General features: G+C 62.2%; 19 protein-coding genes. 16 read left to right on the top strand and 3 right to left on the bottom strand.

The features are described 5' to 3' along the window. Positions 1-25 precede the first annotated feature (25 nt). From ACUXVA_RS24155 to ACUXVA_RS24140, 4 genes are all read left to right on the top strand, one after another. Positions 26-1,123, top strand: a complete 1,098-nt coding sequence (locus tag ACUXVA_RS24155) for a sensor histidine kinase (protein ID WP_445488636.1) — start codon at positions 26-28, stop codon at positions 1,121-1,123. Between the two features lie 207 nt (positions 1,124-1,330). Beyond that, positions 1,331-2,716, top strand: a complete 1,386-nt coding sequence (locus tag ACUXVA_RS24150; protein ID WP_445488634.1) for a patatin-like phospholipase family protein — start codon at positions 1,331-1,333, stop codon at positions 2,714-2,716. Positions 2,717-2,795: 79 nt separating this feature from the next. Further along, entirely contained in the window at positions 2,796-4,280 is a 1,485-nt protein-coding gene (gene gatB, locus ACUXVA_RS24145; protein ID WP_445488632.1) for an Asp-tRNA(Asn)/Glu-tRNA(Gln) amidotransferase subunit GatB, read from the top strand. A 1,342-nt stretch (positions 4,281-5,622) separates the two neighbouring features. Next, positions 5,623-5,889 (top strand): hypothetical protein, encoded by a 267-nt coding sequence (locus ACUXVA_RS24140; protein ID WP_445488630.1) that lies wholly within the window; start codon positions 5,623-5,625, stop codon positions 5,887-5,889. A gap of 136 nt (positions 5,890-6,025) precedes the next feature. Here ACUXVA_RS24140 and ACUXVA_RS24135 read toward each other — a convergent pair whose 3' ends face one another. Both ACUXVA_RS24135 and ACUXVA_RS24130 read right to left on the bottom strand, forming a co-directional pair. Beyond that, a complete protein-coding gene (locus ACUXVA_RS24135; protein ID WP_265083314.1) occupies positions 6,026-6,310 on the bottom strand; it encodes a YciI family protein in 285 nt (94 codons plus the stop codon). A 395-nt stretch (positions 6,311-6,705) separates the two neighbouring features. Then, positions 6,706-6,867: a hypothetical protein gene (locus tag ACUXVA_RS24130; protein ID WP_445488628.1), complete on the bottom strand. Its 162-nt coding sequence runs from the start codon at positions 6,865-6,867 to the stop codon at positions 6,706-6,708. Positions 6,868-7,648: 781 nt separating this feature from the next. On the opposite strand from ACUXVA_RS24130, the gene ACUXVA_RS24125 reads away from it, so the two are divergent. From ACUXVA_RS24125 to ACUXVA_RS24100, 6 genes are all read left to right on the top strand, one after another. Beyond that, positions 7,649-8,803 (top strand): tyrosine-type recombinase/integrase, encoded by a 1,155-nt coding sequence (locus ACUXVA_RS24125; RefSeq protein WP_445488626.1) that lies wholly within the window; start codon positions 7,649-7,651, stop codon positions 8,801-8,803. 139 nt (positions 8,804-8,942) lie between these two features. Then, entirely contained in the window at positions 8,943-9,170 is a 228-nt protein-coding gene (locus tag ACUXVA_RS24120; RefSeq protein ID WP_445488624.1) for a helix-turn-helix transcriptional regulator, read from the top strand. Beyond that, positions 9,154-9,438, top strand: coding sequence for a DUF6074 family protein (locus ACUXVA_RS24115; RefSeq protein WP_445488622.1), 285 nt, complete (start codon positions 9,154-9,156; stop codon positions 9,436-9,438). Before ACUXVA_RS24120 ends, ACUXVA_RS24115 begins: the two co-directional genes overlap by 17 nt. Positions 9,439-10,027: 589 nt before the next feature. Further along, positions 10,028-10,285, top strand: coding sequence for a hypothetical protein (locus ACUXVA_RS24110; protein ID WP_445488620.1), 258 nt, complete (start codon positions 10,028-10,030; stop codon positions 10,283-10,285). Positions 10,286-10,360: 75 nt separating this feature from the next. Then, positions 10,361-10,777: a hypothetical protein gene (locus tag ACUXVA_RS24105; RefSeq protein WP_445488618.1), complete on the top strand. Its 417-nt coding sequence runs from the start codon at positions 10,361-10,363 to the stop codon at positions 10,775-10,777. A gap of 189 nt (positions 10,778-10,966) precedes the next feature. After that, positions 10,967-11,683 (top strand): DUF6362 family protein, encoded by a 717-nt coding sequence (locus ACUXVA_RS24100; RefSeq protein ID WP_445488616.1) that lies wholly within the window; start codon positions 10,967-10,969, stop codon positions 11,681-11,683. Between the two features lie 793 nt (positions 11,684-12,476). On the opposite strand, the gene ACUXVA_RS24095 is transcribed toward ACUXVA_RS24100, so the two are convergent. Beyond that, positions 12,477-12,989 (bottom strand): hypothetical protein, encoded by a 513-nt coding sequence (locus ACUXVA_RS24095; RefSeq protein WP_445488614.1) that lies wholly within the window; start codon positions 12,987-12,989, stop codon positions 12,477-12,479. Positions 12,990-13,113: 124 nt separating this feature from the next. Between ACUXVA_RS24095 and ACUXVA_RS24090 the strand changes: the two genes are divergently transcribed. Genes ACUXVA_RS24090 through ACUXVA_RS24065 form a run of 6 tightly spaced genes read left to right on the top strand, consistent with a single transcriptional unit; the run spans position 13,114 to position 19,054 of the window. Beyond that, positions 13,114-14,760 carry a terminase large subunit gene (locus ACUXVA_RS24090; protein WP_445488612.1) on the top strand — a complete coding sequence of 549 codons (1,647 nt, stop codon included), beginning with the start codon at positions 13,114-13,116 and terminating at the stop codon, positions 14,758-14,760. After that, positions 14,757-16,043, top strand: a complete 1,287-nt coding sequence (locus ACUXVA_RS24085; protein WP_445488610.1) for a phage portal protein — start codon at positions 14,757-14,759, stop codon at positions 16,041-16,043. Before ACUXVA_RS24090 ends, ACUXVA_RS24085 begins: the two co-directional genes overlap by 4 nt. Before the next feature lie 10 nt (positions 16,044-16,053). Continuing rightward, positions 16,054-17,130, top strand: coding sequence for a S49 family peptidase (locus ACUXVA_RS24080; RefSeq protein ID WP_445488608.1), 1,077 nt, complete (start codon positions 16,054-16,056; stop codon positions 17,128-17,130). Positions 17,131-17,145: 15 nt separating this feature from the next. After that, complete coding sequence (locus tag ACUXVA_RS24075) at positions 17,146-18,333, top strand: phage major capsid protein (RefSeq protein ID WP_445488606.1); 1,188 nt, start codon at positions 17,146-17,148, stop codon at positions 18,331-18,333. A 58-nt stretch (positions 18,334-18,391) separates the two neighbouring features. Further along, a complete protein-coding gene (locus ACUXVA_RS24070; RefSeq protein WP_445488604.1) occupies positions 18,392-18,673 on the top strand; it encodes a hypothetical protein in 282 nt (93 codons plus the stop codon). A 12-nt stretch (positions 18,674-18,685) separates the two neighbouring features. Further along, the gene (locus ACUXVA_RS24065) at positions 18,686-19,054 is read left to right on the top strand and encodes a hypothetical protein (RefSeq protein WP_445488602.1); all 369 of its coding nucleotides are present in this window, start codon (positions 18,686-18,688) and stop codon (positions 19,052-19,054) included.

The raw sequence follows: 19,054 nt of genomic DNA, 5'->3' as shown, positions 1-19,054 counted from the left end.
CTTTCTCCATGAGCGTGGACCTTCCATGAGCGCCGACGACGGACTTCCTCCTTCCCAGCAGGTCGATCAGATTCTGGGCTCGCCCAAGCTTGCGCTGGCGCTCGAGAACGACAGGTACAAGCATCTGCTGGACTATGCGCCGGTCGCGGTCGCCGTGTCGCGCGGGGCCGGCGCCGAGCAGCATGTCGTCTACATCAACAGGGCTTTCGAGGCCCTGATGTCGATGACAGCGGCCGATGTCGAGGGCCATGGCTGGACCAGCCTCGACGGCTTTCTCAATGAGGACAATGCGGAGCAGACCTTGGGTGAGGCGATCCGCGACGGCGAGGACTTCATCGGCGTGTTCCGTCCGGCCGTGCCGGTCGACCGCCTGGTTGTCGTGCAGGCCTACGCGTCGGTGATCGAGAGCGACGACGGCATCGAGAGTTTTCGCATCGCGGCGCTGGTTGATGTGGGTGGGCGCGAGCGGGCACAGATCGAGCAGTTCGAAAACCAGATCCGCGACCGCGATATGCTGATGCGCGAACTGCAGCACCGCGTGAAGAACAACCTGCAACTGGTCACCGCCCTGATCCGGCTGGAGGCGCGCTCCGCCGCCGAGGGGGAATCGGTGGCGCTGGCGCGACTCGCCAGCCGTATCGACGCGCTGACCGTGTTGTACCGCACCTTGTCGGCGGAAAACGCCGCGCCGGAGATCGATCTCGGCCAGTATCTGTCCGACATCGCGACCGCGGTGATGCAGGCCAGCGCGATGCCGGGGATCGAGCTCAAGCTCGAGGTCGGTTATTGCCCGTTGTCGATCAACGTCGCCATGCCCGCCGGGCTGCTGGTCAACGAGATGCTGACCAACGCGCTGAAATACGCCTTCGTCGGGCGCAACGGCGGCCAGCTCAAGCTGATCTGCAAGCAGGAAGGCGGCGAGGTCACGGCGGTGGTGTCCGACGATGGCGTGGGCCTCGGCGAAGGCCAGGAATGGCCATCGCCGCGCAAGCTCGGCGCGCTGATCCTGCAGACGCTCAAGGAAAATGCCAAGAACGTCAAATTCAACGCCGTCAGCCTTCGCGGGCAGGGGACCTGGTTCACCCTGGTGTTCGACGCCGCGCCGATCTCGCCGCCGAATTAGGCGACCACGGAACTTGTTCCGCTCAACCGACTTCATCATTCGTTAGCCATGTTGCTGACGCATATGCGGCGGTCCCGGCGCTAGCATCAAATGGCAACGCTTTGCGGTCAGATGTGGGTTGAGCCTTGCCAACATGGTCGTGACCGGACTGAACAGTGGGCGGGCCCGTGGCCGTATCGACGAATGGTTTTGAAGGCAGTGAATTTGATGAGTGGGTTGCGTTCTATCGGTCTCGTCGTCGTGACGTCCGCACTCCTGCTCGGCTGTGCCTCGGTACATAACCTGCCCATCAACGTTCCCCTCAGCGATGCCAGTTCTGCCAATAAGGAAAAGATCGGTTTCGAGGATCCCGTCACGCTCGACGATGCCCTTGTCGGCCTGTCGTTTTCCGGCGGCGGCACCCGCGCGGCGGCGTTCTCGTTCGGCGTGTTGCAGGAACTGGACCGGGTACCGACCCGCGGTGCCGGCGGCTCGATGCTCGATCACGTCGACCTTATCTCGGGCGTGTCGGGCGGCTCGGTCACCGCGGCCTATTTCGGGCTGAAGAAGCGCGCCGCGCTGTCGGATTTCCGTGAGCGCTTCCTGCTGCGCAATGCGGAGGAGGGGCTCAATACGGAATTGTCGCTAGGCACCATCGGCCGCGCCTTCTCCGGCGGCATCAACGACTCCACCGGCTTCACCAAGTGGCTCGATGCCAACCTGTTCGAAGGTGCCACCTTTGAGCATTTCCGCAGCGGCAAGCCGCGCATCTGGATCAACGCCTCCGATATCTATAACCGGGTGCCGTTCGTGTTCGGCGCCACGGCCTTCACGGCGATCTGCAGCGACCTGACGCGCTACCCGCTTTCCAATGCGGTGGCAGCCTCGGCTGCCGTGCCGATCGCCTTTGCGCCGGCCGTGATCAAGGCGTTTCCCGGCACCTGCAACGATCCGTTGCCGCCGTCGATCATCAAGGCCGCCACCAATCGCAATGCCTCGCCGTCGCTGAGCGCCTATGCCAAGGCGATCATGCGCTACCGCGAAGGCGCGGTGCCATTCATCAAGCTGATGGATGGCGGATTGGTCGACAATTACGGTATCTCAGGCTTCACCATCGAGCGCGAGTCGTCCGAGACGGCCTATGGACCGCTGACCCCGCAGCAGGCCGTGCGGCTGCGCCGGGCCCTGTTCCTGGTGGTGGACTCCAAGGCCGGCCTGTCGGGCAACTGGATCAACACCGTGGAGGGGCCAAGCGGCGTCGAGCTACTGTCGGCGGCGGTGGACACGACCATAGACGCCAGCGTCGGCTCCAGCTATTCGGCGTTCGATCGCGCCATGAAGGACTGGCAGACCTCGCTGATCAAATGGCGCTGCGGCCTGTCATCGACCGAGCGTGCGCGTTACGGCGCGCGGCCGGGCTGGAATTGCAAGGAATTGAATTTCTTCATCGGGCGTCTCGGCTTCGACCAGCTCGATCCGGCCCGCGCCAAGGTGCTCGAAGCGGTGCCGACCCGGTTCCAGTTGCCGCAGCAACAGGTCGACGACGTGATCGCCGCCGGCCGCGACGTGCTGCGCGAAAGTCCGGTGTTCAAGGCCTTCGCCGCCAGGATGTGACCGCGACCACAGGCCCTCGGCGGCACGGCAAGTCACCTTTAGGGTTTTCTCGGTTCCGCCATCGGGGTAAAAGCGGCCTATGAACGCACCTGTCAAACCGTCAAAACTCATCAAGGGCGCCACCGGCGACTGGGAAATGGTCATCGGGCTGGAGGTCCACGCCCAGGTCACCTCCCACTCGAAGCTGTTTTCCGGCTCCTCCACGGAATTCGGCGGCGCGCCGAACAGCCATGTGTCGCTGGTCGACGCGGCGATGCCGGGCATGCTGCCGGTCATCAACGAACATTGCGTCAGCCAGGCCGTGCGCACCGGCCTCGGCCTGAAGGCGCAGATCAACCGGCGCTCGACCTTCGATCGCAAGAATTACTTCTATCCGGACTCGCCGCAGGGGTACCAGATCAGCCAGTACAAGTCGCCGGTGGTCGGTGAGGGCGAGGTGATCGTCGACACCGACGACGGCGACAGCTTCACGGTGGGGATCGAGCGGCTGCATCTGGAACAGGATGCCGGCAAGTTGCTGCACGACCAGGACCCGACCTCGACCTTCGTCGATCTCAACCGCTGCGGCGTCGCGCTGATGGAGATCGTCTCCAAGCCCGACCTGCGATCGGCCGAGCAGGCCAAGGCCTATGTGGCCAAGCTGCGCACCATCCTGCGCTATCTCGGCACCTGCGACGGCGACATGGAGAAGGGCAGCCTGCGCGCCGACGTCAACGTCTCCGTGCGCAAGCCGGGCGGCCCGCTCGGCACCCGCTGCGAGATCAAGAACGTCAATTCGATCCGCTTCATCGGCCAGGCCATCGACTACGAGGCCCGCCGCCAGATCGGTGTCCTCGAAGATGGCGGTACCATCGACCAGGAGACGCGGCTGTTCGACGCCGGCAAGGGCGAGACCCGCTCCATGCGCTCCAAGGAAGAGGCGCACGACTACCGCTATTTCCCGGATCCGGACCTGCTGCCGCTGGAATTCAGCGAGGCCTATGTCGCCGCCCTGAAGGCCGACCTGCCTGAACTGCCCGACGAGAAGAAGGTGCGTTTCATCGGCGACTTCGGGCTGACGCCCTATGACGCCGCCGTGCTGGTCAGCGAGCGCGAGAGCGCCGAGTTCTTCGAGACGGTGCTTTCGAAACTGGCCGACAAGGTCCGCGACGGCAAGCTGGCCGCCAACTGGGTCATCAACGAATTGTTCGGTCGGCTCAACAAGGAAGGCCAGGACATCACATCCTCGCCGGTGTCGGCGGTCCAGATGGCTTCCATAGTTGACCTGATCGGCGAAGGCGTCATCTCCGGCAAGATCGCCAAGGAGCTGTTCGAGATCGTCTGGACTGAAGGCGGCGATCCGCGGGCGCTGGTTGAAGCCCGCGGCATGAAGCAGGTGACCGACATGGGCGCCATCGAGAAGGTGGTGGACGAGATCATCGCCGCCAATCCCGACAAGGTGGCGCAGGCCCAGGCCAAGCCGGCATTGATGGGCTGGTTCGTCGGTCAGGTGATGAAGTCGTCGGGTGGCAAGGCCAACCCGCAAGCCGTCAACGATCTCCTGAAGCGCAAGCTCGGCATCTGAACGGCCTGCGGCGCCGCGCTTGCGGCGTCGCTGCAGCCTGCGTGATCCACTGTTCGGCAAGCGACGTCGTGCTGCGCGGGCGACAACAGCGGCACGAATCAGGGATGCCGATTCGTCAAAAAATGCGGTTGCAGCGACGGACGATAAGTCCCCAACGCGATTTTCCCGAAAATTTTTTCATTGCCAAAAAACGCGACTCAGAGTCCGCGACCGCTATTTTCGTGCGTCGGCGCCGACTCGAAGCCGCGGGTAAATGTTGTATTTATCTGATATCACGAATCTGAATTGTGGCTGTGACACAGCCACTTCCTACAATCTTGACAAACGCAGATGTAGAGTTTCCGCGCGTTTCTGGCATTGTCCGTGTACGAGCCGTCGAGTTGTCGTTGCGCGCGTGGGACGCATGGCGTCATCGTGTCATCAACACTTCCTTAAGCGGGACACTGTTTTTTCTAATGTGTTGGTGTATTCGGGATGTAGTGCATCTCGATTCCCGAGTGCACGCAGCGACTAGCGATCACTTTTATTCAGGAGGGCAACATGGCCAAGAAAGCTAAGAAGGCGAAGAAGGCAGTGAAGAAGGCAACGAAGAGCGCAGTGAAGAAGACTGCCAAGAAGACGAAGAAGGTTGCCAAGAAGAAGTAACTCTTCTTCTGAAACTGCCGGCGGCTTGCTGCCGGCGACGTCACAGAGCCTCCACGACAGTTGCTTCTCGAAGTGATCTGGCACGCAGGCTCTGGCTGACGAAGAGGGTGTCGGCGAGACATCAGGTCAAACGGCCGGACCGTTATCTCATGCGGGGCTTGTCCTCCTGTGATGCGGTTCGGCAAAGAACGCGGCGCTTCGGCTTTGCGGCTCTTTGTTCGTTGCGGATCTCCGGTCCGCAGTTTCAGCGGCGCTCACCGCCATTGGAATCTGATCCTGACGTGTTCGCCGACGCCCTCGTCCTTTGCCGGTGCGGCTTGTCCCCGGCTCGCTGTTTCCCTTTCACGAACATATCGACCCGACGTCTGAGGCGTCAGAACTCCGTGCGCCTGGGGCAGGGCCGGGCGCTTGCGATGCTGCGGCGGCCTGCATGGCAGGATGGTTATCGGTCTGCTCACCGACACGGTAAACCAAATCTGCCGCCGGCGATAAAGCCCAGCAAAACCAGCATCTCACGTGACTCGCCGGTGGGCGGTGAGGATTGCGTTCAGAATCCGTTCATCGCGATACTTAAACTGCTCTTCAAATTTTATCGGTCATGATCATCCCCACAAGCCGGAAAACGGCGACGGGACGTTGGACAGTCAGACAGGAGCCGCACTCGAACGAGGCGGCAACGATAAAAAGGAGAGATCGCATGTTTCAGGGAATCATCAACTTCGACGCCGCCGAGCCGGTCGATACCAGCGCCATCCAGGACGTCCTGTTCGATCGCGGAATGCACTGGTCGTGCGGTCGCTCGGGCATCGTCGATCTTGTCGCGGCGCACAAATGGTTCAATCTTGCCGCCATGAAGGGCCGTGCGGATGCTCTGGCGATGCGTCGCGAAGTCGCCGAAATGATGTCCGAGGTTGAGGTCGCCGCGGCCCAGCGCGCCGCCCGCGCCTGGCTGACCACCCATTGATCGCGAGCCTTCGCGCCGCATCGCGTCGGCACGTTCTCAAAGACGGCTTTTGAGCCAACGCTGAGAACCCGGACGTCGCCGCACGCCGTCGGCAACGTGGGCATCCGTCCGGACCGGCAATCGTCGCGCTGATAGCTCAGGCTTTCAGGAAGGCGAGCCGTTCATCGGTGCGGCCCGGAGTGACGGCGAGGATTTCAGCTTTGACCACACCTTCGGCGACGAAGGGATCATCCTGCACACGTGCTTCGATCTCCTCCAGCGAAGCATTGTGCGCAAGGATCGCGCCGCCGGCGTTCGGCTGGAGGCCGCCGACCAGCAGAAAGACACCATCGTCGAATCCGCTTTTGATCCAGGCATTGTGCCCGTCCATGAACCGCGGGGCTTTGGTCTTGTCGACGAAGCGAAGGGTGATGATGAACATGGTCTCTCCAACAGGCGGGTGGGCTGGCGTCGGGCTTTGCGCGGCAACATAGGTGAGGCGCCGCCGCCTGAATTGCTGCAACCGATCAATTGGCGGTTCTCGATCACCATTGTGAACTGACGCTCGGCAGGAATAGCTCCGGGGACCGGCTGTCGATATGGCGCCGAGTGAGGGGCGGGGGAGCCTCAAGGGTTTCAACCCCGTCGCGACCGGAGCCTTCAAGCTCCGATCTGCATATTCGAGATTAACCGGACGATGAAAGCGAACCTCTGGGAGATGCGATTCTCCCAGGTCGGGGCGCTGCGCTGGTTGTCGTCGCTCAGCGCCGCTGCATATTTTCCGATCGACGTCGAGACATCGCCGGTCGGGCGAGCGGATATATCCCGTCAGTGCATTTAACTCTCGATGTTGACCGGCAGCCGCAGCTCGGCAGCCCGATCCTTTTTTGCCTGCTTCCGAAGCGCATGCTCTCGCTTCTCAAATGCAGCCAGCTCATTCTGCACCAATGCCATGAAGCTTTCGCGGCTGGCGTTCGCAGAGTTCGTCATTTCCGTCATCGACAGTTCCTGTTGAATGTCATCCAAGTGACGCGCAACTGTATCCGCTTGGCGGCTGCAACAAAAGCTTCGCAGAAGTTGCATCTGGGGGCGCTTCCAGGCGCCAGGCTCGACGCGTGCGGTTCGCCGCAGCGCGCGAACATCCTCCGGCCGGCAACGTTGCCAGGATGCATACCTGCACCGGTATCGTTTCGCGGTTGTCGGGAGGAGGGGGCCGGCGAGTTGTGCGGAGGTCTTCAGGATCGCGCGATGCCGCCGACAGGCTGGTCCATGATCTGCCGCGCGCGGGACCGGGCGGATGCAAACAGGATCAAGCGCAACCACGTCGTCCGGACCATCGTCCGGCCAGTTCGCACCGGCTCGTTTCCAGCGAACATCGGATGTGGCGGCTGCCCATGACGGGAATCGCGTCTGGCATTACCGCCCTGCGAAAGCAGCAATGACGGTGAGGGCGATCGGAGATGCAGATGCGTTGCGGACTCGCTCGCGCCACGGTGTGTCCCGTCGAAAGCGTGTTGCAGGCACACATGTCGGATAGGAAACGGGATTCTGTGCTTCAAATAACCCAGTAGTGGCGGAGCCGGAGGGATTTCAATTTAGTCTTTCAATCGATTTCTTGAATCGTCAGATGACGGCAGTAACCTACGTTTCCGAGGCATAACTTCCAACATATCCATTGTCAGGAGTCCGCAAATCGTTTCACATGATTTCGTGAAATTGCAGCACATTGCTAGGGCTAGGGCTAGTGCTAGGGCTGATGGTAGCAAGATCTCGAAATCGATTGTCGCAGCCAGCGCTCAAAAAGTTGGCTTCAAAGCCCGGCCGGCACGCTGACGGTGGCAACCTGTACCTTTCCGTCTCGCCGGATTCCAGCGCTAAACGGTGGGTCTTCCTGTACCGTTGGCGCGGCAAAACGGTCGAAATGGGGTTGGGCCCCTTCGACGATGTAGGCCTCGCCGCGGCCCGGGAAAAGGCCCGGGGCGCGCGCGAACTGCTGGCTGCGGGAAAGAGCCCCTTGGCCGCTAAACGAGATCAGAGCGCCCGGCCGACCTTCGGAAAGGTCGCTGACGATTTGATCGAGGCGTTGCGGCCAAGTTGGAAGAACGCGAAGCATGGTGCCCAATGGGTGATGACGCTGCAGGTCTACGCCAAATCGCTCCGGCCCCTCATGGTCGACGAGATCGAAACTGAGGATGTCCTGAGAGTGCTGCGGCCGATTTGGAACGACAAGCCTGAAACCGCCAGCCGGACTCGCATGCGCATAGAGCGCGTCTTGGATGCGGCACGCGCAAGCGGGTATCGCGCCGGCGAGAACCCCGCCAGGTGGAAGGGGCACCTCCAGGCACTGCTGGCTCCCCGGGCAAAACTCAGCCGTGGGCACCACGCGGCTATGCCGTACGCCGCGGTGCCGGCGTTCATGCAGAAACTCCGGCAGAACCTCTCCATCTCGAATTTGGCGCTGGAGTTCGGCATCCTGACCGCCGCCCGCTCCGGTGAAACGCGCGGGACGTCCTGGAGCGAGATCGATCGCTTGGGAGCGATCTGGACCCTACCTCCGGAGCGCATGAAGGAAGCCCGGGAACACGTGGTGCCGCTGGCAGATCGGGCGCTCGAAATACTTGATCTCGCCAAGCGTATTGCCGGTAAGCGGCAATCGGAGCTTGTATTTCCCGGCCAGAAGCTCGGTACCCAGTTATCCGACGCCAGCTTAGCCGCCGCGCTCAGGCGGGCCGGTGGCGGCGCATTCACGCCTCATGGCTTCAGGAGTTCGTTCCGCGACTGGGCCGGCGACGAAACCGAGTTTGCCCGGGAAACGGCCGAAGCGGCCCTGAGCCACCTCGTCGGTGATGACAGCGAACGAGCTTACCGGCGAGGGACAGCACTCGCAAAGCGTCGGGAATTGATGAAGGCTTGGGAACTCTTTTTGAACCGTTGATAGTTTCAGTTCGACCCAACGGGCGCCATTGACAGCGAATCCCGCCCGGAGGACACAAGAACCATCGGCTTCGAGGCCACGCAGCATTTTTAAGGACCATCAGGTCTTTAAAAAATGGGGCGTAGACCAGGAGCCGACTATGACTGAGAACCAATCCCCCTTCTTTTTGCCCGATGAGGTCGATAAGCGGACCCTCACCAGCGACACCACGCGCTGGCGCCGCGAGAAAATCGGTCGCTTCCCACGGCGGATAAAAATAGGTGCGCGCAAAGTGGCGTACCGACGCAGTGAAATATTGGCCTGGGAAAACGACCCGGAAGGCTGGCGCGCTGCTGACAAAGGAGGCTCGGATGCCTCCAATGGATGACTTGCCATTGTTCCGATGGCGTCCGCCAGCCGAAATCGTGATCTTCCCAACGGCGCGTAACCGACCAAAAGTCCAACGGACCGCATTGGCAGCGGCCTCGTCGAAACATCCCGAGAATACCATAAAGGCAACCCTTGATCGGTTGCGCGCCTCCCTTCAGCGCAAGGGCCTTCCCCTGGAGATGATTGCAAGAGACGTCGCCGAACTCGAGAGCGCACTTCGGACGCAGGTGGAATTCCTGCTAACCCGGCACTGGGTAGCGAAATGAGCAATCGGAATAAACGAGCTCACGGGTCCCCGCGCTTTGTCCGGCTCGACGAGTATTTGCTGAGGTCTGAAGCATGGCAGGCCCTTGATGGGAATTGCAGGGCGCTTTACGTCGAGATGGCGCGGAGATATCGAGGGCCGCATTCGAACAACGGCCACATCCCCTACAGCGTTCGCGAAGCGGCAAAAAACCTTCGCGTAGGCAAGACGACCGCGAACAGGTGCTTCAATCGGCTCCAGGAAGTCGGCTTCGTCAAGATTGGCAAGCGCAGTGGTTTTAGCATGAAGGGCAGAGTTGCGACCGAGTGGCTGCTCACAGAATTCCCCGACGACGTCGGGTCCAGCCGACCAGAGATTGCAACCAAGGATTACATGCGCTGGACTCCTGAAAAATCAGATCACAGTCCCGTCACAGGTACCAACGGTCCCGCCACAGACCCACATGTGTACCCGAGGCGGGCCCGTGTTGCTTAAGGGCAACGTTTATGGGGCTGTGGCGGGACCGTGAGGGCTGTTTTAAAGGTCGCTCAGTCCCGCCATAGGTACACTATGCAGCTTACCAGGTAAGCCGATGATCAGAAAGGAACCACATGTTCAGCGACAGTGATATCGACAGGATGCACCGCACCGGCCAAATGGTCGATGGTGCAGGCACGTTCATCCCGGGCGCCGAGCATATCGTCGGAATCTGTTGCCCGGGGATTGACGGCCTCGTCTATGTATTCTGCATCTACGGGGATCTGCTGAACGTCGTTCCCACCCAACAAGAGGCAGACGCGTTCATCAATAATCACTGGCGCGAGGACGGATCGGTCGATCCCACCTTCGTTCCGATCAAGCGGCAGTGAACAACCGTTGATAGATTCCCTCGGTGGCGAATTAGCGGGCTGACAAATCACTTTTCCGGTTTTAGTGATTCGACGATGACGCAGCAGCTCGCCGCCATCCTCGCCGATCTCGAGATCGAGCCGGTGGACACCCGCGTACGTCGAACGCCGGGGCAGACTTGCGCGACCTCGACAATGGACCGGTTGCTTGCGGATCATGGCGCCGGCCACCTCATCCTGACGCTACGGACAATTATGGAGTCCGAGAACAATCGCAGGGAACTGGTAGCGCCGACGATCCTCGCTGTTTCCGATATCATCCTCGCTCATCCGAAGTGGGCCGACACCGGCCTGGCCTTCCTGGAGGCTTTTGACTCGATCGACCTCGCCGCGCTGCGCCAGCAAGCCAAGGCAAACAGACGAGCCGCGCAGCCACGACAGGCTATGGCGACGCTCCTATACGCCCAGCTAAGCCAGAATTTCGCACCTGATGTGCAGGGGAGCCTGTTGTGACCGCATTAGTCAGCGACGGCGCCAAGTTCACTTTCGAAAAACTCAAGGGCCCGCTCGGTATAGCATTCGAACGCGCGCCACCCAAAGGCATCAGGTCTGCCGACCATGGCCGCCTCGTCCGGGAAGATGTAGGCAAACGTGGTTGCGTCCTCCAGAAAATCGGGCGGAACGAGGCATCTGCAGAAATACTTGCGCGACGTCATCCTGAGATTTGAGCACATGGAAACTTCAATGTGGAATCCAGAAATCGTTCGGGCTAGGTTCGTCGAGGCATGCGACACGGAGCGCCGCATGCCGCACGGCCGTACGGGCTCGGCGTTGGGGTACTGGCCCAATTACCAGCGGACCTTCGAGGACATGGCCGGCTGGGGCACCCAGCGTCTGGCCGAAGAGCGCGAAATGCGATTCCGGCGCTTGCCACCGTCATCTGCCGCGATCAGTAGGCATGACGAGGTGATGCGCTGGACTGGTGATCTCATCGACCATGAAACGGTGCGGCGGATCATCTGGGCCTGGGCTTGGTGTCAGTTGACCGGCTCCTCGTTTTCGGCAAGGTGCCGGAAGCGGGGATGGGCCAAAGCAACGGCCTACCGTCGCCTACAGGTGGCAACGGAGCGCATTTCGGGCGCTCTCGGCAATGACGGGACGCTGTTGCGCTTGCCGGACGAAAGTTGGTTGAGACAACAAATGCCTGATCTGCCACACATTGATGGCAAGCTGGGCACCAGTGTCGACGAGCCCCCCAAATCTCCAACCTCCCAAATCCTCGGCGACGAAAGGCCCCGTGACACGCTGAACTCGCCGGAGGCGATCCAGGAATTCACGAAACACCTGACCGACCTCAACAGGCGACGGCGCAGTGAGCGGGAGCGGCGGCGGAAGCTGGGGATTGAAGACGCGGCATAGGGGGCGAACACACATTTCGACGCCATCTTGCCAACGTAGAAAAGAAACGGCGACCCTTTCGGATCGCCGCCTTCTTACATCAACGCCTTGACAATCGCTGCGATGCCGAAGAGGCAGGCGGCGACATTGACGTTGATGGCTACAGTGAACCGAGGTTTCATTTGTGAGCCCTCGGGCCACGCCGGCGCAGCCCGTTAGGGTTGCGGATAGCGCCTCACTTGAACGAATGAGCCGTCGTTCGCGAGTTTACCGGCCTACAGTCTGGCGTTCATGACCGCCTTAGGTAGCCCTGCCGTGCATTCCAATCAGGCGGAGCGGGTTGCCCGGGGGTGTTCCGGACCCACAGCCGGTAGATCGGCAGCAGGAAGCCCGGGAGAGGGACAAGATGATCGGATGCCTCCGACGTCTCGTGCCTGGCGGGCCGACTAAACGGTATCATTCTTGGGCTTGATCACAAAGGGCCGTAATAGTTCTTCAGTGGATAGTGGGCGTAGCTCCCAGGCCTTGGCTTGGCGCAAGCTGTACGGTACCCGACGCTGGAAGGCAGTCAGGTTGGCACAGTTGGCCGAGCACCCACTATGCGCCATATGCGAGAAGGCCGGCCGGATCACCGCCGCCACCGTGTGCGACCACATCGACAAGGCCAGCAAGAATACAGAGCAGGGGTTCTTCGCGGGGCCGTTCCAGTCGCTCTGCGACGATCCAAGATATCGATGCCACAGCAGCATCAAGCAGCAGCAGGAGACGATCGGCTACTCCACCGTGGTGGGTGCCGATGGGCTACCTGTTGATCCTAACCATCCTTGGAATCGAGGTTAGTCCGGTCTCGATTTCTGAAGAGGTGAAATCCTGTGCCTGTAAGGCTGAAGATTGAGCGAAGAAGCGCGTCGGTAACGACCAGCATCGTGTCAGACCGATAAACGTCTGCCGTGCCAGCCTTCTCCGGATATCGGAACCAGTATTCTTCATGATAGCGGCTCAGATGCCGAATCATCTCTTCGACGCCAGGATGAAGGGTCAATCCAACCTCGATCGCTTTTGTAAGCAGGTCTCCCAATTGGTGTGAGCGGTGCCACTTGCCTGGGTATTGGCGATGCTCCAGCAGCGCTTTGAGACCGTTTTCAATGCTGAACCCGATCAGCAGGTAAAATGGAATGCCAATCGTTCCGATGTGCGCATCCCGTGCAGTTGAGGCAATGCGTTGCGCGCCATCAAGTAGCGAGACCGCGTAGGCCAGCTTATCGACGTGGCTTGGTTCCGACATACGTACCTCATGGCAAATTTGATGGGCCAAGACCACCGGCATCTTGCTTTCACGAGAGGGGGGCGGTCCGAAAGTCCATCGCTTAGGGCATGGCGACCGGCTTGGGAGCCTCCCCCAGAATTATTAGCGGATTTTTTTGATGGGAGGACGTGGTCGGGGCGCGCTGATGACGCGCGACGAACGCGAGGCGGCGCAGCAGACCAAGCGGCGTATGCCGTGGAAACGGAAAGGCCTGAGCCGGGTCGATCGGGTCGTCAAGTTCCTGCAGTTCCTGCCCGTTACCAAGGGCATCCTGCAGGGCAAGCGCATGAAGCTGCTGCCGGACCAGTTGGATTTCGTCAGGAAGGTTTACGGCCCAAAAAAGCGGGACGGTCGCCGGCAGGTCAGCCTGGCGATCAAGTCCGCGCCGAAGGGCAACGGCAAAACCGGCCTCGTGGCAGGGCTGGCACTGTGCCACCTGCTCGGGCCCGAAGCGGAAATCCGTGGAGAGGTCTATTCGGCGGCGATCGACCGCCAGCAGGCCGGCATCATGTTCAACGAGATGGAGGCGATCATCCACGGCGTCCCAGAGTTCGCCTCTCGAGTGAACGTCCAGCGCTTCAATAAGAAGATCGAGGTGTTGGAAGGGGACGGGGTCAAGTCGATGTACGAAGCGCTGTCGGCCGACGCGCGGCGCGCGCACGGCTTGGCGCCATCTCTGTGGGTGTACGACGAACTGGCTCAGGCCAAGGATCGCACACTGCTCGACAACCTCATGGAGGGTATGGGCAAGCGGTCTGAGGCGTTGGGAATCGTCATTTCGACGCAGGCGGCGTCGGACGATCACCCGCTGTCGCAACTCATCGACGATGCCGAGACGAACCGGGCGAACGATCCGTCGACAGTGCTGTGCCTTCTGGCCGCGCCAACCGACGCCGATCCGTTCGACGACGAGGTGCTCCGGGCTGTCAACCCGGCATGGGGCAAGTATCTCGACCTCGACGACCTGCGGAAATCAAAGGAACGGGCCCGGCGGTCGCCGGCGTTCGAACCGGCCTATCGGAATCTACGGCTCAACCAGCGCGTCGACTCCAATACCGAAAACCGCATCGTCACGCTGCGGACGTGGAAGCTCGGGGCCGAGGCAGTGGTTGATAGGATCAAGCTGAAGGGCCGGCGCTGCTTTGCCGCGCTCGATTTGTCGGGAAAGCACGATCTGACGGCGTTGGTCCTGGTGTTTCCGACCGACAACGACGAGCCGAAGTACGACATTTTGCCGTTCTTCTGGACGCCGGAAGGCCGAATGATCGACCGCAAGCAATCCGAGCGGGAGCGGTTCCGCGAGTGGATCGCTGTGGGACAGATGATTTTGGTGCCGGGCCCGACCATCCGCTTCGCTTTCGTCGCGCGCGAGCTCGTCAAGCTGGCTCAGGAATTCGAGATCGTTGTGCTCGGTTATGACCGCTGGCGCATCGACGACTTCAAACAGGAATTGAACGACATCGACGCGGACTTCGAGGTCCCGTTGGAACCGTTTGGACAAGGTTACAAAGAAATGGGTCCAGCGGTGGAAAGGTTTGCCGAACTAGCACTGACGGCGCGCCTGCATCATGGCGGGCACCCAGTGCTTACAGCCGCGGTGGCCAACGCCATCACGACGCCGGACCCGGCAGGGAACCTGAAAATCGATAAGGAGAAATCAAACAACCGCAGCGTAGTGCGCGTCGACGGTGCCGTCGCCCTCGCGATGGCGCTGGAACTGTCCCGCCGCTTCGTCGCGGCACCGACCGTCGATCTTGGCGCTTACTTCGCGAACCCGGTTATGTCGGCATGAGCATTTTCGATGGCATCTTCGGGCGCAGGAAGGTCAAGCTGACCGACCCCGCTTCGTTGCACATGGATAACGCGACGTGGTCGGGCAAGGCCACCAGTCCCGATGCTGTGCTGCAGCTGGCGACGGCTTGGGCCTGCGTCCGCCTGAACGCCCGCACCAAAGGCTCGCTGCCGATCAAGTTGCACAGCCAGAAGGATGGAGCTGTCGTCACGGATCATCCGCTGTACGACCTGCTGCACGACACGCCGAATGCCGACCAGACGGCGATCGAATTCTGGGAAGGTCAGTACACATCGCTGGATCTGCGCGGCAACGCCTATGCCGAGAAGGTCTACAGCGGCGAACGGCTGGTGGCGCTCATTCCGATGAACCCGGATTCGGTATCGGTTTTTCGCGATCCGCACAGCGGCGAGCGACGCTATCGTTACTTCGATGCCGTGACCGGAATGCATACCCCGTCGGAAGGATGGGGCGAGGACAAGGTGTTTCATCTGCGCGGCTTCGGCGCCGGCGGCCCGGTCGGTTTGTCGCCGATCGCCTATGGCCGCCAGACGCTGAGCACGGCGCTCGCCGCCGACGAGGTGGCCGGCCGCACCTTCGCCAACGGCCTGCAGATCTCCGGCTTTGCCGTCGATCAGCCCAATGCGCGCACCACACAGATCCAGCGCGAGGAGCTGGTGGCGCTGTTCGACAAATTCTCCGGCTCGCAGAAGTCTGGCAAGGTGATGCCGCTGCCGCCGGGCTTCGACTTCAGGGCGCTCGGGATGAATCCCGAAGATGCCCAGCCGCTCGAAACCCGCGGCTTTCACGTCGAGGAGATATGCCGTTGGTTCGGCGTGTTCCCGATCCTGATCGGCCACGCCGGCGCCGGACAGACCATGTGGGGCTCCGGTGTCGAGCAGATCAACCTGGCCTGGCTGACGCTGTATCTCGGCCCTGAGCTGCAGCGCACCGAGCAGGCCATCGAGAAGCAGCCGCTGTCGCCGGCCGATCGCAAGAAGTTCTACGTCGAGCACAATGTCGATGCGCTGCTGCGCGCCGACAGCGCGGGCCGGGCCGCGCTGTATTCGGTGCAGGCGCAGAATGGCGTCAAGACCCGCAACGAGATCCGCGCCAAGGAAAACGACCCGCCGCTGCCCGGCGGCGACGTGCTCACGGTGCAATCGAACCTGGTGCCGCTGGACATGCTCGGCAAGCTGCCGCCGACCCAGACGCCGGACGGCTTCGGCCACCCGGCACCGAAGCCGCCGAAGCCGGCGCCACCCGAACCGCCCGCCAAGTAGGACCACAGCCATGCAGTATCTGCGCATCCTCGCGGCCTTCGCGGGGCAGCCCTGGGCCATGCAGCCGGAAAAGCTCGAGGCCATCAGCGCGTTTCTGATGTTCAAGGCGCGCGGCGGCTCGCTGTCGCCGGAGGAGGTGCAGGCCCGCATCAGCGATCGCCGCGCGGCGGACGCCGTGAAGTCCCCCGGCGGCGTCGCGGTGTTGCCGGTGCAGGGCGTGATTTCGCAGCGCATGGGCATGATGCAGGACATCAGCGGCGGCACCTCGACGGACATGCTGTCGCAGCAGTTCGATGCGGCGCTGGCCGACGACACGGTCAAGGCCATCGTGTTCGCCCATGACAGTCCTGGCGGCGGCACCTACGGCGTCGACGAACTCGCCACCAAGATCCGCAACGCCCGCGGCGTCAAGCCGATCGTCGCCCAGGTCGACAGCCTGAGTGCTTCAGCATCGTACTATCTGGCCTCGCAGGCCGACGAGATCGTGGTGACTCCGGGCGGCGAGGCCGGTTCGATCGGCGTCTATTCTGTGCACGAAGACATTTCGCAGATGCTGGAACGCGAGGGCGTGAAGCCGACCCTGATCAAGGCGCAGAATGGCATCTACAAGGCGGAGACGGCGAACATCCAGCCGCTCAGCGCCGAGGCGCACGACTATCTGCAGCAGCGCGTCAACCTCGCCGAGGAGGCCTTCATCAAGGCCGTCGCCGATGGCCGCAAGGTGACCCAGACGCAGGTACGCGACAATTTCGGCAAGGGGCGGATGTTCGGCGCCCAAGAGCTGGTCAAGCGCGGCATGGCCGACCGCATCGGCACCATTCAGGACACGCTGCAGCGCTTCGGCGTCTCGGCCCCGCGCCTCGGCGCCTCCGCAAATGCACGCCGCATGTTCGCGGCCGGCGAGAACCCCTCGCTGTCACAGATCGAGGAGGTCCTGCGCGAGGCAGGCTTCCCCAACGCCCTTGCAACCGCATTCGTCTCTCGCGGCAAGGGTGCGCTTCGGAGCGAGTCCGAGCCGGAAGAGACGCGAACGCTCTCACCCGACGCGAAAGCGTCTCTGCTGAACTTTATGGCCCGGCTGGGCTGAAAAAGGACCGACACGATGGACAAGGAATTCCAGGAACTGCTCGCGAAGCTCACTGCGCGCGATGAAGAGCTGAAGGCGCTGGTCGAGAAGGCCAACGGCGAAGCTAGGGCCGCCGGTGCTGTCGCATCGGAAACCAAGGCTGCCATCGATAAGATCGTCGAGGGCAATGCAGCGATCCATGCTCGCCTGCTCGACATGGAACAGAAGCAGGCCCGCCGCGCGGGCGGCGATTTCGATCTGCGCGTCTCGACCGGGCAGAGCTTCACCGACAGCGACACCTTCAAGAAGCTTGCTTCGGAGATGCGCGGCACCGCCCGCATGACCTTCAAGTCGGTGACGATGAATGCAGCGGTGACGAACGTCACCAGCAGCACCTCTGGGACCGGCGGTGTCGGTGCCGGGATCGCGCCCGATCGCCTGACCGGCATCATCACGCCGCCGAACCGGCGCATGACGGTGCGCGACCTGCTGCTGCCTGGCCGGACCGGCTCCAACCTGATTCAGTTCGTGCAGGAGACCGGCTTCCAGAACATGGCCGCGCCGGTCGCCGAGGCCGCGTCCAAGCCGCAGTCCGATCTGTCGCTGGATCTGGTCGATACGCCGGTCCGCACCCTCGCGCACTGGATCAAGGCATCGAACCAGGTGCTCGCCGACATCCCGCTGCTGCAGTCCTACATCGACGGGCGCCTGCGCTACGGCCTGCAATATGTCGAGGAGCAGCAGCCGCTTGCCGCCGACGGCACCGGCCAGAACCTGCTCGGCCTCATCCCGCAGGCGACGGCTTTCGACACGTCGCTGCTCAAGGCCGACGACCAGCAGGTCGACGTCCTGCGCCGCGCCATCCTGCAGGTGCGCATCGCGGAATATGCCGCCTCCGGCATCGTGCTCAATCCGCACGACTGGGCCGACATCGAGACGCTGAAGGATGTCAACGGCCGCTACCTGTTCGGCAATCCCGGCGCCAGCCTGCAGCCGACCATGTGGGGCCTGCCGGTGGTCGACACCAATGCGATGCCGTCTGGCCAGTTCATGGTCGGTGCCTTCAACATGGCGGCGCAGGTGTTCGACCGCGAGGACGCCAATGTCCAGGTGTCGACCGAGGATGCCGACAACTTCACCAAGAACCTGGTGACGATCCGCGCCGAGGAGCGCCTCGCGCTGGCGGTGTTCCGCCCGCAGAGCTTCGTCTACGGCGGATTCTGATCACCGTCGCAACAACCGGGGCCGGCATGCCGCCGGCCCCCTCGTTGAGGAAGCAAGCATGAAGGTCACAGTCCTGAAATCGCATCTTGGTCCCACTGGATTTGTCCATGCCGGCGCCGAGATCGATGTCGATATCGTCCGTCATCGCGCGCTGGCGCGCACCGGAATCGTGCCGCCGCCGGATGGCGAAGAGCAGCCGATCCAGCCTGCCGGCACCAGGCCCGCCGTCACCGGCGCGGACTTCAAGCCGCGCCGTGAGCGCGTCACGGAGCCGAAGCCGGATCAAACCATTTCGCAGCCCAAGGCCACCCCGGCCGCAACCGGCGCCAAGGCGCCCTAGAAGGAGACGACCATGCGTCGTTACAAGGTCACCGTTACCACGGCTTCGGACGGCACTGTCACCGCCTACAGCCCGCGCCTCGCCGGCAAGATCCACAGCATCCAGTATGTGAAGGATGGCGCCAACGCCTACACCGACGGCGTCGACTTCGCCATCACCGCCGAGACGACCGGCGAGAATGTCTGGACCGAATCCAACGTTAATGCGTCGGCGGTCCGTTACCCCCGCGCGGCCACCCATTCGCAGGCCGGCGTGGCGGCGCTGTTCGCGTCCGGTGGCACGGCCGTGCAGGACAAGATCGGCGTTGTCGATCGGCTGAAGATCGTCCTGGCGCAGGGCGGCGCCGCCAAGGTCGGCGCCTTCCACATCCTGGTCGACTGA

This window comes from Rhodopseudomonas sp. RCAM05734 (genome assembly GCF_052658035.1).
Note: the sequence above shows the minus strand (reverse complement) of the source record. Positions and strands in the feature narration are given on the sequence as shown.

Coding starts and splice junctions, on each gene's coding strand:
- ACUXVA_RS24155 (WP_445488636.1), top strand. CDS start 26: ATGAGCGCCGACGACGGACTTCCTCCTTCCCAGCAGGTCGATCAGATT.
- ACUXVA_RS24150 (WP_445488634.1), top strand. CDS start 1,331: ATGAGTGGGTTGCGTTCTATCGGTCTCGTCGTCGTGACGTCCGCACTC.
- gatB (WP_445488632.1), top strand. CDS start 2,796: ATGAACGCACCTGTCAAACCGTCAAAACTCATCAAGGGCGCCACCGGC.
- ACUXVA_RS24140 (WP_445488630.1), top strand. CDS start 5,623: ATGTTTCAGGGAATCATCAACTTCGACGCCGCCGAGCCGGTCGATACC.
- ACUXVA_RS24135 (WP_265083314.1), bottom strand. CDS start 6,310: ATGTTCATCATCACCCTTCGCTTCGTCGACAAGACCAAAGCCCCGCGG.
- ACUXVA_RS24130 (WP_445488628.1), bottom strand. CDS start 6,867: ATGACGGAAATGACGAACTCTGCGAACGCCAGCCGCGAAAGCTTCATG.
- ACUXVA_RS24120 (WP_445488624.1), top strand. CDS start 8,943: ATGACTGAGAACCAATCCCCCTTCTTTTTGCCCGATGAGGTCGATAAG.
- ACUXVA_RS24115 (WP_445488622.1), top strand. CDS start 9,154: ATGCCTCCAATGGATGACTTGCCATTGTTCCGATGGCGTCCGCCAGCC.
- ACUXVA_RS24110 (WP_445488620.1), top strand. CDS start 10,028: ATGTTCAGCGACAGTGATATCGACAGGATGCACCGCACCGGCCAAATG.
- ACUXVA_RS24105 (WP_445488618.1), top strand. CDS start 10,361: ATGACGCAGCAGCTCGCCGCCATCCTCGCCGATCTCGAGATCGAGCCG.
- ACUXVA_RS24095 (WP_445488614.1), bottom strand. CDS start 12,989: ATGCCGGTGGTCTTGGCCCATCAAATTTGCCATGAGGTACGTATGTCG.
- ACUXVA_RS24090 (WP_445488612.1), top strand. CDS start 13,114: ATGACGCGCGACGAACGCGAGGCGGCGCAGCAGACCAAGCGGCGTATG.
- ACUXVA_RS24085 (WP_445488610.1), top strand. CDS start 14,757: ATGAGCATTTTCGATGGCATCTTCGGGCGCAGGAAGGTCAAGCTGACC.
- ACUXVA_RS24080 (WP_445488608.1), top strand. CDS start 16,054: ATGCAGTATCTGCGCATCCTCGCGGCCTTCGCGGGGCAGCCCTGGGCC.
- ACUXVA_RS24075 (WP_445488606.1), top strand. CDS start 17,146: ATGGACAAGGAATTCCAGGAACTGCTCGCGAAGCTCACTGCGCGCGAT.
- ACUXVA_RS24070 (WP_445488604.1), top strand. CDS start 18,392: ATGAAGGTCACAGTCCTGAAATCGCATCTTGGTCCCACTGGATTTGTC.
- ACUXVA_RS24065 (WP_445488602.1), top strand. CDS start 18,686: ATGCGTCGTTACAAGGTCACCGTTACCACGGCTTCGGACGGCACTGTC.